Here is a 13,909-nt window from a genome sequence, read left to right on the forward strand (position 1 = left end):
GGAACGAGGAATCTTCGGATAAGTGCGGTTTTACAAGTCATCTCCGAAGATTCCTCGTCCCTCGGAATGACAAACATACTTCAGTTTAATTTTGCTTGATTGCTTAGTACCCCTTTTCTTTCGTTAGCGCTTACATCCAGACTTACGGTTCAGCCAGCCTCTTCGCATCACCTGGCGCGTCGATCTTACACGGATTAAAAACACGCCCTTTCCCCTTAAGTCTGCCGGACCCCTTCAATCGAGAACATCAGTGATGAGTACAATCGTCAACCGTACTGCCTGATGTTGTACATGCCGTGCTTTTAGAATGCTGATGCCCATATATATACAAAGCCGTTAGGGGAGCAGCAAAACGAGACCTACCGGCTGAAAACGCGGCTAAATCGATAAGAAGATTGTAGATACGATCTGGAGATCGGTAGAATATTATTGCGCCCTACCGCCAATTAATAAAATTTATTAAAGTATACTTGGCATTCCATCTATAAAAATGCCTTCTCTGGTGAGACCTTTCGCTCTCAAATTGCACCGAAGCCCGATTAGTTGTTTTTTTATCAGCATTGCGGGTCATTTACTGCCTGTCTTACATGAACCCGGATCGTATCATCGCAACCTAACGTCACAACAACCCTAACTCACTTTCTTAACAATGCGCTATTTCTCCAGCATACTATTTGTTGCCCTGCTGCTGAGCCTGACCACGGGCTGGACGCAATCAATTCCCTCACCGAAGGAGCACTTCGGCTTCAATATCGGCGACGACTATAAACTCGCCACCTACACCCAAACCGAAGCGTACTTCAAGAAAATAGCCGCGGCCTCGGATCGGGTAAAACTGGTTGATATCGGCCTGACCGAAGAAGGCCGCCACCAGTACATGCTGATCGTTTCGTCGCCGGAGAACATCAAAAAGCTGGATCGCTACAAGGAGATATCCCAGAAACTCGCCCGGGCCGAAAACCTGACCGACGAGCAGGCCCACGCCCTGGCCGACGAAGGTAAAGCCGTTGTCTGGATCGACGGGGGCCTCCACGCAACGGAAACCGTTGGCACCCACCAGTTGATCGAAACGATCTACCAGTTGGTGAGCCGCAAAGACCCCGAAACGATGCGCATCCTGGATAAGGACGTTATCCTGCTTACCCACGCCAACCCCGACGGTCAGGAGATCGTGACCAACTGGTACATGCGGGAGCCAACCCCCGAAAAGCGATTGCTGGATAACCTGCCCCGGCTGTACCAGAAATATGCGGGACACGATAACAACCGCGATTTCTTCATGCTCAACATGAAGGAAACCCAGAACATCGGCCGCCAGCTGTTTGTGGAGTGGATCCCTCAGATCATGTACAACCACCACCAGCGTGGCCCGGCGGGATCGGTGCTGGCGGGTCCCCCCTACCGCGACCCCTTCAACTACGTCTTCGACCCAATGATGATTACGGGTATCGACGCCCTGGGAGCCGCCATGATCAACCGCCTGAATGGCGAGAACAAACCGGGCTTTACCCGCCTGGGCGGTTCGGTTTTCTCGACCTGGTATAACGGCGGTCTGCGCACGACGACCCACTTCCACAATATGATCGGTTTGCTGACCGAAATCATTGGCGACCCAACGCCGGAAGATGTGCCGCTGGTGCCGAAACGGCTCATTCCCAATGGCAATACCCCGTTCCCGGTTACGCCCCAGAAATGGCACTTCAAACAGTCCATCGATTACTCGCTATCGCTCAACTACGCCGTGCTGGACTATGCCGCCCGCCAGTCAGATCAGTTGCTATACAATATCTACCGCATGGGTAAGAACTCCATCGAGCGGGGCAGTAAAGATTACTGGGCCCTGTCGCCCAAGCGGATCGACGCCATTGAAGAAGCGTTTAAGAACGACCCGAAAAAAGCGACGCCCCCTACCAACGCAGCGCTGGCCCAGTATGGCATGATCCCCCGGGGCGGTGGTATGCCGGTCAAGTATTATGACACCATCATGAAAGCGCCCGTCCTGCGCGACCCGCGGGGGTTCATCATTCCCCAGAACCAGCCTGATTTCGCTACCGCCGTCAAGTTCATCAACGCCCTGATCCGAACCGGCATTCAGGTGCAGCAGGCCACCGCCGACTTCAGCGTGGCCGGCAAAAAATACCCGGCGGGCTCGTTCGTCGTTAAAACCGATCAGTCGTTCCGGCCCCACGTGCTGGATATGTTCGAGCCCCAGGATCACCCCAACGATTTTCAGTATCCGGGTGGCCCACCGGTTCGCCCCTACGATGCGGCTGGCTGGACGCTGGCTTACCTGATGAATGTGAAGTTCGACCGTATCCTGGACGGCTTCGACGGTCCATTCCGGAAACTACCGTATGGCGAACTTCAGTCGCCCGAGGGGCATATCACAGGAACCCCAACGGCCGGTTACCTGCTGAGCGCCAAATCGAATAACTCCTTCATTGCCGTCAATGACCTGCTGGCTTCCGGTATCGACGTGTATCGTATGCCCAACGGCATGGGGGGCAAATCGACCGTTGAGTCGGGCGTGTTCTTCGTCCCGGCCTCTGCCAAAGCAAAAGGGCTGTTGGACAAGTCGGCTAAAGAGTTTGGGCTGGAGATCACAGGGCTGGCCAAACGGCCGACGACGTCCCTGGCCAAGGTGTCGCCCATGCGCATTGCGCTCTGGGATACCTATGGCGGGTCGATGCCATCGGGCTGGATCCGCTGGATGATGGAACAGTATCACTTCCCGATGAAGATTATTTACCCGGGCGACATCGATGCCGGTGATTTGCGAAAGAAGTATGACCTGATCGTTTTTGTCAGCCGCGCCATTCCACCCGTTGGTGGCAAGGAAGAGGATGTGTTCAGCGCCTTAAGCAGAGAGCCCAAACCAGAGAACACCCCCGCCGAATACCAGCCCCGACTGGGTAAGATCACGGCCACCAAATCGATTCCGTCCCTGAAAGCCTTCCTCGAAGCAGGCGGTACGGTGGTAACCATCGGGAGCAGCACCAACCTGGCCTACCACCTGGGCCTACCGGTAAAAAATGCGCTTACGGAGATGACGGCCAGCGGCCAGGACAAACCGCTTCCCAATGAAAAATACTACATTCCGGGTAGTGTGCTCCGCGTCAATCTGGACTCTACCCAACACGCCACCTGGGGAATGGCAAACCAGACGGATGTGTATTTCGACGCAAGTCCGGTATTCAAAATAGCGCCCGACGCTATTGCCAGGGGGTTGGTAAAACCGCTGGCGTGGTTCGACAGCCCCAAGCCGTTACGCAGTGGCTGGGCCTGGGGACAGGCGTATCTACAGGATGGCGTAGCCGCTTTTGTAGCTCCCGTTGGCTCCGGAAAGCTGTATGCCTTCGGGCCCGAAATCACCTTCCGGGCACAGGCGCATGGCACCTTTAAACTGCTGTTCAACCAGTTGTATATGGTTGGTACGGGCAGCCAGACAGACAGCGATCACGCTGCCGGAGAATAGTCCGGAAAACGGCTTGAACCAGGGGGACCAACTGCGGGAAACCAGTCTCAACAGGCTGGTTTCCCGCAGTTGGTCCCCCTGCCATATAATAAACTTTGAATTGGCCGCTTAATCACTCTAAACATTCACTGGTTGTATCAACATACAACCGAAAAAACCACTAGTATCTATGGAAGTGAATGGTCCCATTGTCTTCATTGACGATGATGAAGACGATCAATTATTGTTCAAACCGCTCCTGGAGGAAATTGCCCCATTGAGTCCTATTCTGTTTTTTACCAGCGGCCAGCGGGCTGTGGATTACCTGCGTACAACCGACCAGCGGCCTTTCCTTATCATTTCCGAGGTGAGCATGCAGGTGATGAACGGGCTGGAGCTGCGCCGTCAGATTGAAGCAGATGAGGAATTGAAAAAGCGGGCGATCCCGTTTATCTTTCTAACTCATCCTGTCTATAAACATCTGGTCGAAGGTGCGTATGAACTGACGATACAGGGATTTTTTGAAAAGAAGCAAAGTATCCCGGAGATGCGGATTCAGCTACAGGCCATTGTCGATTACTGGTCGAACTGCCTCCACCCAAACCGGTTTACCGGCGACGAGTAGTACATCCATAAAGAGGTCTTCTGCGTATATAGGTAATGGCACGAAAAAGGAACTCCCAACCGTGTAATTGAGTTGAAACCTAGAAAGCAACATATATAACGAATGGCTCGAAGCAATACCAATTGGGTGTTCATCGTAGATGATGATGAAGATGACCGATTTTTGGTTCAGCAGGTCTTTAACCAGCAGAGTCCTGATTCTCAACTCAAGACCCTGAGCAACGGTGCCGAACTGCTTGAAACCCTGGCCGAATCGGTACGCTTACCAAATTTGATACTGCTGGACTTAAACATGCCCGTTATGAGCGGCCTGGAAACCCTCGAACGGGTTCGCCAGAACCCCGCTTATGAATCGGTGCCGATCGTTATTCTGACCACCTCCGATCAGGCAATCGATCGGCAAGTGGCGAGCCGACTGAGGGCCAACGGATTCATTACCAAACCCCCAACCATCAAGCAGTATAACGAGGTCGTTCTCAATTTACAACGGGAGTGGTTATCAGACACCAATAGACTAGCCCAATCAGGCAACGCCTGACACGGTCATACTTTTAACAAAAACACCCGGTCTCTATGGAAGAGGCCGGGTGTTTTTTATTGTCCGTATATAAATAAGTCCGGCACTTCTGCTACACAACTTTCTCCTGTTCAGCAACATTTTAAACTACCCATAGATTTACCCGCACCAGCCTGGCTTAGGAAATGGTAGAAGCGGCCCATAGGCACTAAGACCGCAAAACCGGTCTGTCGGGCACACCCCCACGCGCCAATCCAAATTGTGCCCATTGAGGATACCTCACGGGCAGGACATTTGCAGAACTGCCCCTGGTTGACGAACAGGATGGCCGTGTAATAGTTGCTTGTATACTACTATCCCATTCAGCACGGTGCACATACTTTGGAAATACCTGAAACCGTATCGATGGCTGGCGGTACTGGCTTTGTTGCTGGCGGGCGTAGCGCAGGTGCTCGCCCTGGTCGATCCCGTTATCTTCGGGAAGCTCATCGACAACTACACCACCAAGCCCATCGCTCAGACAGAGTCAGAGCAGGTAAAAGGGGTATTACGCCTGCTGGCACTAGCCATTGGCGTGGCGCTGTTGTCGAACATCACCAAAGCCTTTCAGGAGTACTTTACCCGGCTGGTGGTCCAGAAATTCGGTACCGATATTTTCAACGACGGCCTTAAACAGACGCTGCGGCTGTCGTATCAGGAATTTGGCGATCAGAGCAGTGGCGTCACCCTGTCTGTTCTGCAAAAGGTCAGGACCGACACCGAGAAGTTCATCAACGCGTTTGTCAACGTCCTGTTTTCATCCGTGGTGGGCACCGGCTTCCTCATTTTCTACGCCATCACCAAGCACTGGGCGCTGGTACCGGTCTTCCTGATCGGGGTTCTGGTACTGGGTGGACTGACGGGCCTGCTCAGCAAACAGATCAAAACCACCCAGCGATCGATAAACCGCGAAACGGCCCTGCTCTCCGGCGTCATCACCGAATCGCTCCGCAACATCGAGCTGATCAAAAGCCTTGGCCTGACATTTCCGGAAATACGCCGGTTGACTACCCAGACCCGCCGGATTTTCGAGCTGGAGATGTATAAAGTCAAACGGGTACGGCTGCTGACTTTCTGGCAAAGTACGACCCTCAACGTGCTCAAGCAGTCGGTGCTGTTCACGTTATTGTGGCTCATTTTCCGGAAGGTGCTCAGCACGGGCGAGCTGATCTCGATGCAGTTTATTTCGGTCGCCATCTTCAATCCGTTACAGGAGCTGGGCAACATCATTCTGGCCTACCGGGAGGCCGAAGCCGGTCTGAACAGCTTCGACAAGCTGATGCAGAAACCCATCGAACGCAATCCCGAATCGCCCGTAGAGGTGGGGCCCATTGAGCGCCTTCGCTTCACCGATGTGATCTTCCGTCACCAGGGAGCGGGTCAGAACGCCATTGACGGGGTGTCGTTCGAAGCCGGGCTGGGCGACACTATTGCCTTCGTGGGACCGTCGGGGTCGGGAAAATCCACGATGGTAAAACTGCTGGTCGGCTTGTATCGTCCCGTTGGCGGCACCATTTCCTACAACGACATCTCGACCAACGATCTGCGGTTCAATCCCATGCGTCGGCAAATTGGCTTCGTCACCCAGGATACGCACCTGTTTGCGGGTACCATCCGGGAGAACCTGCAACTGGTCAAAGCCGATGCTACGGATGCCCAGATGCTCGAAGCCCTGGATCAGGCAGCCTGCACGAACCTCCTTGCCCGCTCGGCAGCGGGTCTCGACACCCAGATCGGTGAAGGTGGGCTGAAAATGTCGGGGGGCGAAAAACAGCGGCTGTCCATTGCCAGGGCGTTGGTGCGCCACCCCCGGCTGCTTATTTTCGACGAGGCAACCTCAGCGCTCGATTCGCTCACCGAAGAAGAGATCACGGATACCGTCCGGGAGGTATCGGCGAAGAACGAGCAGATCACAATTCTGATTGCACACCGGCTCTCCACGATCCTGCACGCCAACACCATCTTCGTACTCGAAAAAGGTAAGATTGTCGAAACGGGTAACCACGATGAACTGGTGGCGGCAAAAGGACTATACTACGCCATGTGGCGGCAGCAGATCGGCGAACGCCCAACTGGAGTACCCGATACAGCACTCTATGCGGCAGAGTAGCTACGCCTTGCGTATCATCCGGTCGAAAACGGCACGCTGCGTGTTCATCGACGCCACCTTATCGGCCGGATTGGTGTGGCATTCGAGGAGTACCCAGCCTTTGTACTTCATCGTTACCAGATTGGTCAGCAGGTCCTGATACGGATAGTCGGTTCGGTCCAGTTCCCGAACATGACAAGTGGCACCGAACCGGCTTTTGACCAGGTCGAAGTTGGCCTGAAATCCGTTGCCGTTCAGGTCCTGCGGGTTGCAGTTCCAGCAAATGGCCGCATTAGGGTGGGCGGCCACATCCATGATCCGTTTCGTCATGGGTAGTTCCTGCGTTTCTTCACCGTGAACTTCCAGCCGGATCTGCTGGCCCAGTTCAGCACCATAGCGGGCCAGTTCATTCAGCGACTCGCCAATTTGAGCGACTGTTTTCTCTGTCGGCACCTCCTTGTGCAGGGCGTTGGGCTTTACCTTCACCCCCGACCCGCCCACATCGGCACTCAAGCGGATAAATTCTTTGGCTCGGTCAATGGACGCTTTCAATTTGGCTTGATCGACAAAATCAAACTGCTGGTTTGTTCCAAGTCCAACCAGTTGAACCGGGCTGTCGGCAAACCGCTTTCTAACCTCCAGCCGCTGGGCCGCATTCAGATCCGGCATCACGTTATGGGCGTGCTCTACCCGTAGTTCCACCCCCAGAATGCCGGTATCGGCGCAATTCTTGATCAGCGTCGGTAACGCCCAGTCCTTGCCCCACAAATAGGTTACAAACCCCAGTTTAACACCTGACTTTTTCCACGCCAGTTCAGTAGCCATGGCCGGTCCCGCCACCAGAGCGGTTCCGGCCATCAGCGACATGTTTCTGAGAAATGTTTTTCTGTCAATAACAGCCATTGCCATTCGGTTTACTGATTGAAGAAGCCCTGCTCAGCGAGTGGGCTGTACAACCGGTAAAGTGTAGCGCTTCACGTAATTACTTACCGGGAGGTTCTGGCAGGTCAGTCGAAGCCCAGTACCGGATGCGGCTGATAGGCGGCCTCCAGTTGCCGGATCTCATCGTCCGACAAGGTGATGGACAGCGCCCCGACGGCGTCTTCCAGATGGCCGGGTTTGCTGGCACCAATGATGGGGGCTGTAACGACGGGCTTAGAAAACAGCCAGGCCAGAGCAATTTGCGTAGCGGGAATGCCGCGGGCTTCGCCCAGCTTCGTAACCAGATCGGCAATGTCAAAATCATCGTCGCGACTATAGAGTGATTTGCCGAAAGCGTCGGTCTTAGCCCGTTCGGTTTCGTTGCGTTCCCGGCTGCGTTTGCCCGTCAGCAGGCCCCGCGCCAGGGGCGACCAGGGAATGACGGCTATTTTCTGATCCCGGCAAAAGGGCAGCATCTCCCGTTCTTCTTCGCGATAGACCAGATTGTATTGAGGCTGCATGGATACAAAACGGGTCCACCCGTTCAGATCGGCCGTATACTGGGCCTTGGCAAACTGCCAGGCATGCATGGACGATGCACCGATGTACCGCGCCTTTCCGGCTTTAACCACATCGTGAAGCGCTTCCATCGTTTCTTCGACAGGCGTGTTGTAATCCCAGCGGTGAATCTGGTACAGGTCGACATAGTCTGTCCCCAGCCGTTTCAGGCTCGCGTCGATGGCCTGCATGATGTGCTTGCGCGATAGGCCCCCGTCGTTTGGGCCGGGGCCCATGGGGTTGAATACCTTCGTGGCCAGCACCACCTCATCGCGGCTGGCAAAATCGCGCAGGGCCCGGCCAACGACTTCTTCGCTGGCACCCGCCGAGTACACATCGGCCGTATCGAAAAAGTTGATACCCATTTCCAGCGCCTGCTGAACGAACGGACGACTTTTCTCCTCGTCCAGTGCCCAGGGCCAGCGGTCTGTCGGGCGGCCATAGGTCATACAACCCAGGCAAAGTTTTGAGACCATCAGGCCCGTATTTCCAAAGCGAACGTATTCCATAGTAATTGAGTAGACTATACTGACTACTGTAACCCATCCGGGCAGGTATGGTTTGTCTGGATGGGACAACCGGCGAACAAAAGCAATTTATCAGCTATATTTTGCCGGGAGATGAAGACGGCTCTGCTGAATCGGTTAAATTGTGGGCATGAAACATATCTTTCTGGGGCTTTCAGCCTGGTTTTTCAGCATCATTCCCGGCCTGGCCCAACAAGCAACGAACGCCGGGACAACCAATCTCCCCCGTATTGGCATAGCGGGTTTAGGGATCGAATCCAGTACGTTTTCACCGGCCGTCACGCAGGAGGAAGCGTTCCATGCCCGGTACGGGGCGGCTGTTTTTGCCCCCTACCCCTTTCTGAGCGCTACCTCTCCCCTGCGCCAGCAGGCAACCTGGCTCCCTGCCCTGGTAGGAAAATCACTTCCCGGAGGAGCCGTAACCCGGGAAGCCTACGAGTCACTGGTGACCAAAACGCTGGATTCACTTCGGAAAAATGGCCCCTACGATGGCTTGTTCTTCGATATCCACGGTGCCATGAGCGTCGTCGGGCTGGACGATCCGGAAGGTGATTTCATTACCCGAATCAGAAAGGTGATCGGCGATAAAACCCTCATTTCCACCTCCATGGATTTACACGGCAACGTATCCTGGCGGCTGGCACAGCAGTCGGACCTGATCACCTGCTACCGGATGGCACCCCACGAAGATGCCTTGCAAAGTAAAGAGCGGGCCGTAGTCAATCTGCTGACGCGCATCCGGACCGGGAAGGGAAAGCCTGCCTACAAAGCCTGGATACCCATCCCGATTCTGCTGCCCGGCGAACAGACCAGTACCCGCATCGAACCGGGCAAGAGCCTGTATCAGCAGGTAGAACCAATGGCTGCCCAACCCGGCATTGTCGATGCGGCTATCTGGATTGGCTACGCCTGGGCCGATGAGCCTCGCAACCACGCCGTGGTTATGGTCACCGGAGACGACAAGCAGAAAGTGACGCAGGCCGCCGAGAAACTGGCCCTCGATTTCTGGAACGTGCGCACCCAGTTCGACTTCGTAGCGCCTACCGGTACGCTGGAGAAATGCCTGACCAACGCGCTTGCCAGCAAAAAACAGCCTTTTTTCATCAGCGATACCGGCGATAATCCTACGGCCGGCGGTGCGGGTGATGTGACCTGGACACTCACGCAGTTACTGGCCCGCCCCGAATTCAGGCGTGCCGACGGCCCATCGCTGATTTACGCGTCTATCCCCGACCCGGATCTGGTAAAGAAAGCCATCGCGGCTGGCGTTGGCGGCCACGTTGAGGGAACCGCCGGCGCACGGGTAGACGCCCGTTTTGCCCCGCCGGTTCCGCTGAACGGCACCGTAGAATCGATCGTGAAAGGGGATAAAGATGCCGAAGTGGAAGTAGTCGTGAAAGTAGGCAGTATACACGTTATCGTTACCCAGAAACGTAAGCCTTACCACAAAGAGAACGATTTTACCCGGCTCGGTCTCAAGCCGCGCCAATCGGCTATTGTGGTCGTGAAAATCGGATACCTCGAACCGGAGCTGTACGCTATGCAGGCCGACTGGATCATGGCCCTGACACCCGGGGGCGTCAACCAGGATCTGGCCCGCCTGCCGTACAAACGGATTCAACGGCCTATGTTCCCGTTCGACAAAGACATGAAAAAACCTGACCTGTCGGCCAAATTTGTGCCCCTGTCCGGTAGCGTCCGGTAGCCTGGACTGCCAATCGACGTATCCCTATTCAGTCCGGCGATGGCGTCGGGGCCCTTACGTTTCTGGCTACCAGAACGTACTCGATAAGGCTATTGTCAAGTCCTAAGCTGACTGTCACTAAAGCACTCTCATTCGTATAGCCATAGCCTTCGTAAACGGGTATGGCTATACGAATGAGTGAACACATCCAACCGGGCGGCAAGGCCACTGTTGAATGCATCAGGTTTACTACGGTTCAGGTTACAGCCGTTTTGGTGGGGCCGTATGCGATGGACCTACTGGCTCACACCCGCCGGGCTAGTTTCGTTTGCAGGTACTGATACCCACCAGGGTATAGAGCGGGCAAAAACTCACCAGACTCGTCAGCAGGAAAATTCCTGAAGCAACGATCAAAACAATACCGGGCGTGCCCGTTACCACACCCGTTGCGTACAGCGTAATGGCACCAATAGCCAGCAGTGTCCGGATAACCCGATCGGTCATACCCATGTTCTTTTTCATACAGCAATAATCGTTAGTTGGTGAATACCGGAATCAGCGCTTAGCCCGCCCTGAGATCCGGGCAGAACCGGTTTATGGCAGGCAGGTCGGCTGCTGAAACAAAGGACGACGTTCCTGCTGCCAATGTCAGTAACCGATGTTACAGCCTAACTTCTATACCATCGGGATGCTGCGTAATTTTCTTTTCGTGTTCCAGCTTTTTCGTAACCCGGCTTATAGCCTCCCGGGATGTTCCCAGCGCGTCGGCTATTTCGCGGTGCCGGATACGAATGAATGGATTACCGGTCAGGCGGGCTTTCTCACGCAGAAAATTCAGGATACGGACGTCCAGGTGTTCGAACAGAACTTCGTGAATAGTATCCAGCAGATCGAGGTAGCGCAGGTTGTTGAGCTGGTGAAAGAAGAGATGCAAGGCCGGGAAATTAAGGAGCCATTCCCGAACCATGTCTGATGGCAGCAACAGGAGTTCGCTGTCAGCTTCTGTTCGGGCAGTGATCCGGCTGGTTTCATCCCGCAGCACACTGAAGAAAGACATGATACAACTTTCTTCGGGCCGAATGTAATAGAGCAGAAGTTCCCGGTCTTCGTAGCGGGTCAGCACCTTGACCAGCCCCGTCAGCACCAGGGGAACAACCTGAATGAACTGCCCCTCCCGGATAAGCTCAACACCTTTCGGAACAGCTTTCACGACTCCTTTTCTCAGAATATCATCTTTCAGCTCCTGAGGGAAGGCATTGAACGAACCGGGAAGTCGTGTCATGCTACGGGAAGGCCAGGATTTTAAAGGGACTTGGTTGCCAGGTAAAAATCCATCATCTCCAGACCGCTGTTTACGCGCTCATCGAGGGCTTCCAGCGTCTTTGGAGCAGGCAGGATCACGTTGTCGCCCGGCTGCCAGTTGAGCGGCATCGAGCAACTGTTCTCGGCCGATGTTTGCAGCGCGGTCAGGCACCGTTTTATTTCGTCCATACTACGGCCTACATTCATGGGGTAGTACATAATCAGCCGGATGACACCCATAGGATCGACAATAAAGACGGCTCTGACAGCCGCGGTTTCGCTTTCGCCGGGCTGAAGCATACCCCACAGCTTGGATACGCTCATGTCGATATCGGCTACGATGGGGAATTTGAACAGCACACCCGTGTTCTTCCGTACGTTTTCTACCCAGGCAATGTGTGAGTGAATGCTATCGATGCTCAGGCCCAGCAGTTTTGCATTTCGGGTAGCAAAGAAGCTGTCCTGTTCTTTCGCAAAGCCGCTCATCTCGGTTGTGCAGACCGGCGTAAAATCGGCGGGATGGGAGAAAAAGACGACCCAGCTACCCTGGTTGTAATCAGAAAAGTTAAGTTTCCCGGTTGTTGTTACGGCGTTAAAATCAGGGGCCTTATCGCCAATGCGGGGCATGCCTGTCAGTTCGTTGTTCATTGTCGTTCGCTCGCTTTCACGAGTCGTTTGGGCTACGGCTAATCCGTAAAATGTAGATGTATGGTATGTGTATAGTCACTTAAACGAGTGGCCGCAAAGAAGCTCAGTACACCGCAGCCTCTGCCGTTCCGGTTAAAACAGGATTTCCTTTGGCAACCCATTCGTTCATTCCCGCCGAGTAGTTTACCACGTTATCGAACCCGTTTCTGACCAGTATCGAGTAGCCAATAGCAGCCCGATCGCCCCCCTGACAATGAATCACGACGGGCTTGTCCCGGCTGATCTTGTCAAGGTTTTTGTCGAGGGTGCCGATAAAGATATTTTCTGCCCCTTCGATATGGCCGGCGGCATATTCGGAAGCACCCCGTAAGTCGATGACCTGCACATCGGTTCGGCCCAGATAGGACCGGAACGTTTCCTGATCGATAACGCGGGCCGGAACCAGGTCGACGCCGGGCGTGGTCACATCCTCGATGTAGCCATACATGTTGTCCAGACCAATCCGCATGAGTTTACGGGTAAGCTCCTCGATCTGCTGATCCGTTGCGAGTAGCATAAACGGTTCCTCATAACTCATAAACCAGCCCATCCAGGTCGAAAACGCGTTGTTATCCTGAATAGTAAGGCTTCCCGGAATGAAGCCCCCGGCCACCTCGGCTTTATCCCGTGTATCGATCAGCTTTATCCCGCTGGCCAGGGCGGCCTTTACTTCGGCCGGACTGAGTTTTTTCTGGGATGGCACCTGGGTCAGCAGCCGACGATCGACTTTGTTGAGCTTTTTCATCATCGCGAAATACCGGGGCGGCTCAGGCTGATCGGTCAAAAGATAATGAACGAAACCCTCCTCATCGTCTTCATACTGCAGTGCCCAGTTCCTGATCTTCTCGTAACCAACGGTTGTGCTGGGTACAGCACCTAACGCTTTGCCGCAGGCCGATCCGGCACCGTGACCCGGCCAAACCTGAAGGTAGTCGGGCAGGCCGCTGAACGTTTGAATAGACTGGAACATCTGGTGAGCACCCAGCTCCTGCGTGCCGATAAGACCAGCCGCTTTCTCCAGCAAATCGGGGCGGCCGATATCGCCTACGAACACAAAATCGCCGGTAAACAGCATAACTGGCTGCGCCGATGCGGGCTTGTCGGTCAGCAGGAAGCTGATGCTTTCGGGGGTGTGACCCGGCGTATGAATTACGTCAAGAACGAGGTTACCCACGCTGATCACGTCTCCGTTTTTCAATCCCTCGTGTTCAAAGGCGTAGGCCCAGTCGGGGCCACCTTCGTCAGAAAGAAACAGCCGGGCACCGGTCAGAGCGGCCAGTTCCCGCGAACCGGCCAGGAAATCGGCGTGAATGTGTGTTTCGGTGATGTGGGTGATACGCAACCCGTTCTCTTCGGCAATAGCGAGGTAGGTATCGACATCCCGTTTAGGGTCAATGACGATAGCCTCCCCTGTTTTCTGGCAGCCAACGAGGTAACTTCCCTGCGCCAGACTCTTATCGTATATGTGTTGGAAAAACATGCGTGTACGTTTTTACTGGTAGTTGAA

Annotated in this window: 11 protein-coding genes; 5 read left to right on the forward strand and 6 right to left on the reverse strand. The window is 54.5% G+C overall.

What is annotated here, in order from left to right; translation table 11 throughout:
• The first annotated feature begins 649 nt into the window (after positions 1-649).
• The 4 genes from FH603_RS18900 to FH603_RS18915 all read left to right on the forward strand — a co-directional run bounded on the left by FH603_RS18900 (position 650) and on the right by FH603_RS18915 (position 6,744).
• Positions 650-3,475 (forward strand): M14 family metallopeptidase, encoded by a 2,826-nt coding sequence (locus FH603_RS18900; protein WP_186739260.1) that lies wholly within the window; start codon positions 650-652, stop codon positions 3,473-3,475.
• A 169-nt stretch (positions 3,476-3,644) separates the two neighbouring features.
• On the forward strand, positions 3,645-4,079 hold the full coding sequence (locus FH603_RS18905; RefSeq protein ID WP_186739261.1) for a response regulator: 435 nt from the start codon (positions 3,645-3,647) through the stop codon (positions 4,077-4,079).
• Positions 4,080-4,181: 102 nt separating this feature from the next.
• Positions 4,182-4,616 (forward strand): response regulator, encoded by a 435-nt coding sequence (locus FH603_RS18910; protein ID WP_186739262.1) that lies wholly within the window; start codon positions 4,182-4,184, stop codon positions 4,614-4,616.
• Between the two features lie 349 nt (positions 4,617-4,965).
• Entirely contained in the window at positions 4,966-6,744 is a 1,779-nt protein-coding gene (locus FH603_RS18915) for an ABC transporter ATP-binding protein (protein WP_186739263.1), read from the forward strand.
• Here the strand turns inward: FH603_RS18915 and FH603_RS18920 are convergent, their stop codons facing one another.
• Entirely contained in the window at positions 6,745-7,626 is an 882-nt protein-coding gene (locus tag FH603_RS18920; protein WP_186739308.1) for a sugar phosphate isomerase/epimerase family protein, read from the reverse strand.
• Between the two features lie 104 nt (positions 7,627-7,730).
• Positions 7,731-8,711 carry an aldo/keto reductase gene (locus FH603_RS18925; protein ID WP_186739264.1) on the reverse strand — a complete coding sequence of 327 codons (981 nt, stop codon included), beginning with the start codon at positions 8,709-8,711 and terminating at the stop codon, positions 7,731-7,733.
• 148 nt (positions 8,712-8,859) lie between these two features.
• Between FH603_RS18925 and FH603_RS18930 the strand changes: the two genes are divergently transcribed.
• Entirely contained in the window at positions 8,860-10,434 is a 1,575-nt protein-coding gene (locus FH603_RS18930) for a M81 family metallopeptidase (RefSeq protein ID WP_186739265.1), read from the forward strand.
• A gap of 297 nt (positions 10,435-10,731) precedes the next feature.
• Here FH603_RS18930 and FH603_RS18935 read toward each other — a convergent pair whose 3' ends face one another.
• From FH603_RS18935 to FH603_RS18950, 4 genes are all read right to left on the reverse strand, one after another.
• Positions 10,732-10,935 (reverse strand): YgaP family membrane protein, encoded by a 204-nt coding sequence (locus FH603_RS18935; RefSeq protein ID WP_186739266.1) that lies wholly within the window; start codon positions 10,933-10,935, stop codon positions 10,732-10,734.
• A gap of 139 nt (positions 10,936-11,074) precedes the next feature.
• Positions 11,075-11,695 (reverse strand): Crp/Fnr family transcriptional regulator, encoded by a 621-nt coding sequence (locus FH603_RS18940; RefSeq protein WP_186739267.1) that lies wholly within the window; start codon positions 11,693-11,695, stop codon positions 11,075-11,077.
• A 20-nt stretch (positions 11,696-11,715) separates the two neighbouring features.
• A complete protein-coding gene (locus tag FH603_RS18945; protein ID WP_186739268.1) occupies positions 11,716-12,363 on the reverse strand; it encodes a peroxiredoxin in 648 nt (215 codons plus the stop codon).
• 103 nt (positions 12,364-12,466) lie between these two features.
• Entirely contained in the window at positions 12,467-13,882 is a 1,416-nt protein-coding gene (locus tag FH603_RS18950) for an MBL fold metallo-hydrolase (protein ID WP_186739269.1), read from the reverse strand.
• Positions 13,883-13,909: the final 27 nt, after the last annotated feature.

Origin of the sequence: Spirosoma utsteinense, from assembly GCF_014282275.1 — a bacterium.
In the GTDB taxonomy this organism is placed as follows: Bacteria; Bacteroidota; Bacteroidia; order Cytophagales; family Spirosomataceae; genus Spirosoma; species Spirosoma utsteinense.

Bases quoted from the DNA above. Each gene is read 5' to 3' on its own strand.
- FH603_RS18900 (WP_186739260.1), top strand. From the start codon at position 650: ATGCGCTATTTCTCCAGCATACTATTTGTTGCCCTGCTGCTGAGCCTG.
- FH603_RS18905 (WP_186739261.1), top strand. From the start codon at position 3,645: ATGGAAGTGAATGGTCCCATTGTCTTCATTGACGATGATGAAGACGAT.
- FH603_RS18910 (WP_186739262.1), top strand. From the start codon at position 4,182: ATGGCTCGAAGCAATACCAATTGGGTGTTCATCGTAGATGATGATGAA.
- FH603_RS18920 (WP_186739308.1), bottom strand. From the start codon at position 7,626: ATGGCTGTTATTGACAGAAAAACATTTCTCAGAAACATGTCGCTGATG.
- FH603_RS18925 (WP_186739264.1), bottom strand. From the start codon at position 8,711: ATGGAATACGTTCGCTTTGGAAATACGGGCCTGATGGTCTCAAAACTT.
- FH603_RS18930 (WP_186739265.1), top strand. From the start codon at position 8,860: ATGAAACATATCTTTCTGGGGCTTTCAGCCTGGTTTTTCAGCATCATT.
- FH603_RS18935 (WP_186739266.1), bottom strand. From the start codon at position 10,935: ATGAAAAAGAACATGGGTATGACCGATCGGGTTATCCGGACACTGCTG.
- FH603_RS18940 (WP_186739267.1), bottom strand. From the start codon at position 11,695: ATGACACGACTTCCCGGTTCGTTCAATGCCTTCCCTCAGGAGCTGAAA.
- FH603_RS18945 (WP_186739268.1), bottom strand. From the start codon at position 12,363: ATGAACAACGAACTGACAGGCATGCCCCGCATTGGCGATAAGGCCCCT.
- FH603_RS18950 (WP_186739269.1), bottom strand. From the start codon at position 13,882: ATGTTTTTCCAACACATATACGATAAGAGTCTGGCGCAGGGAAGTTAC.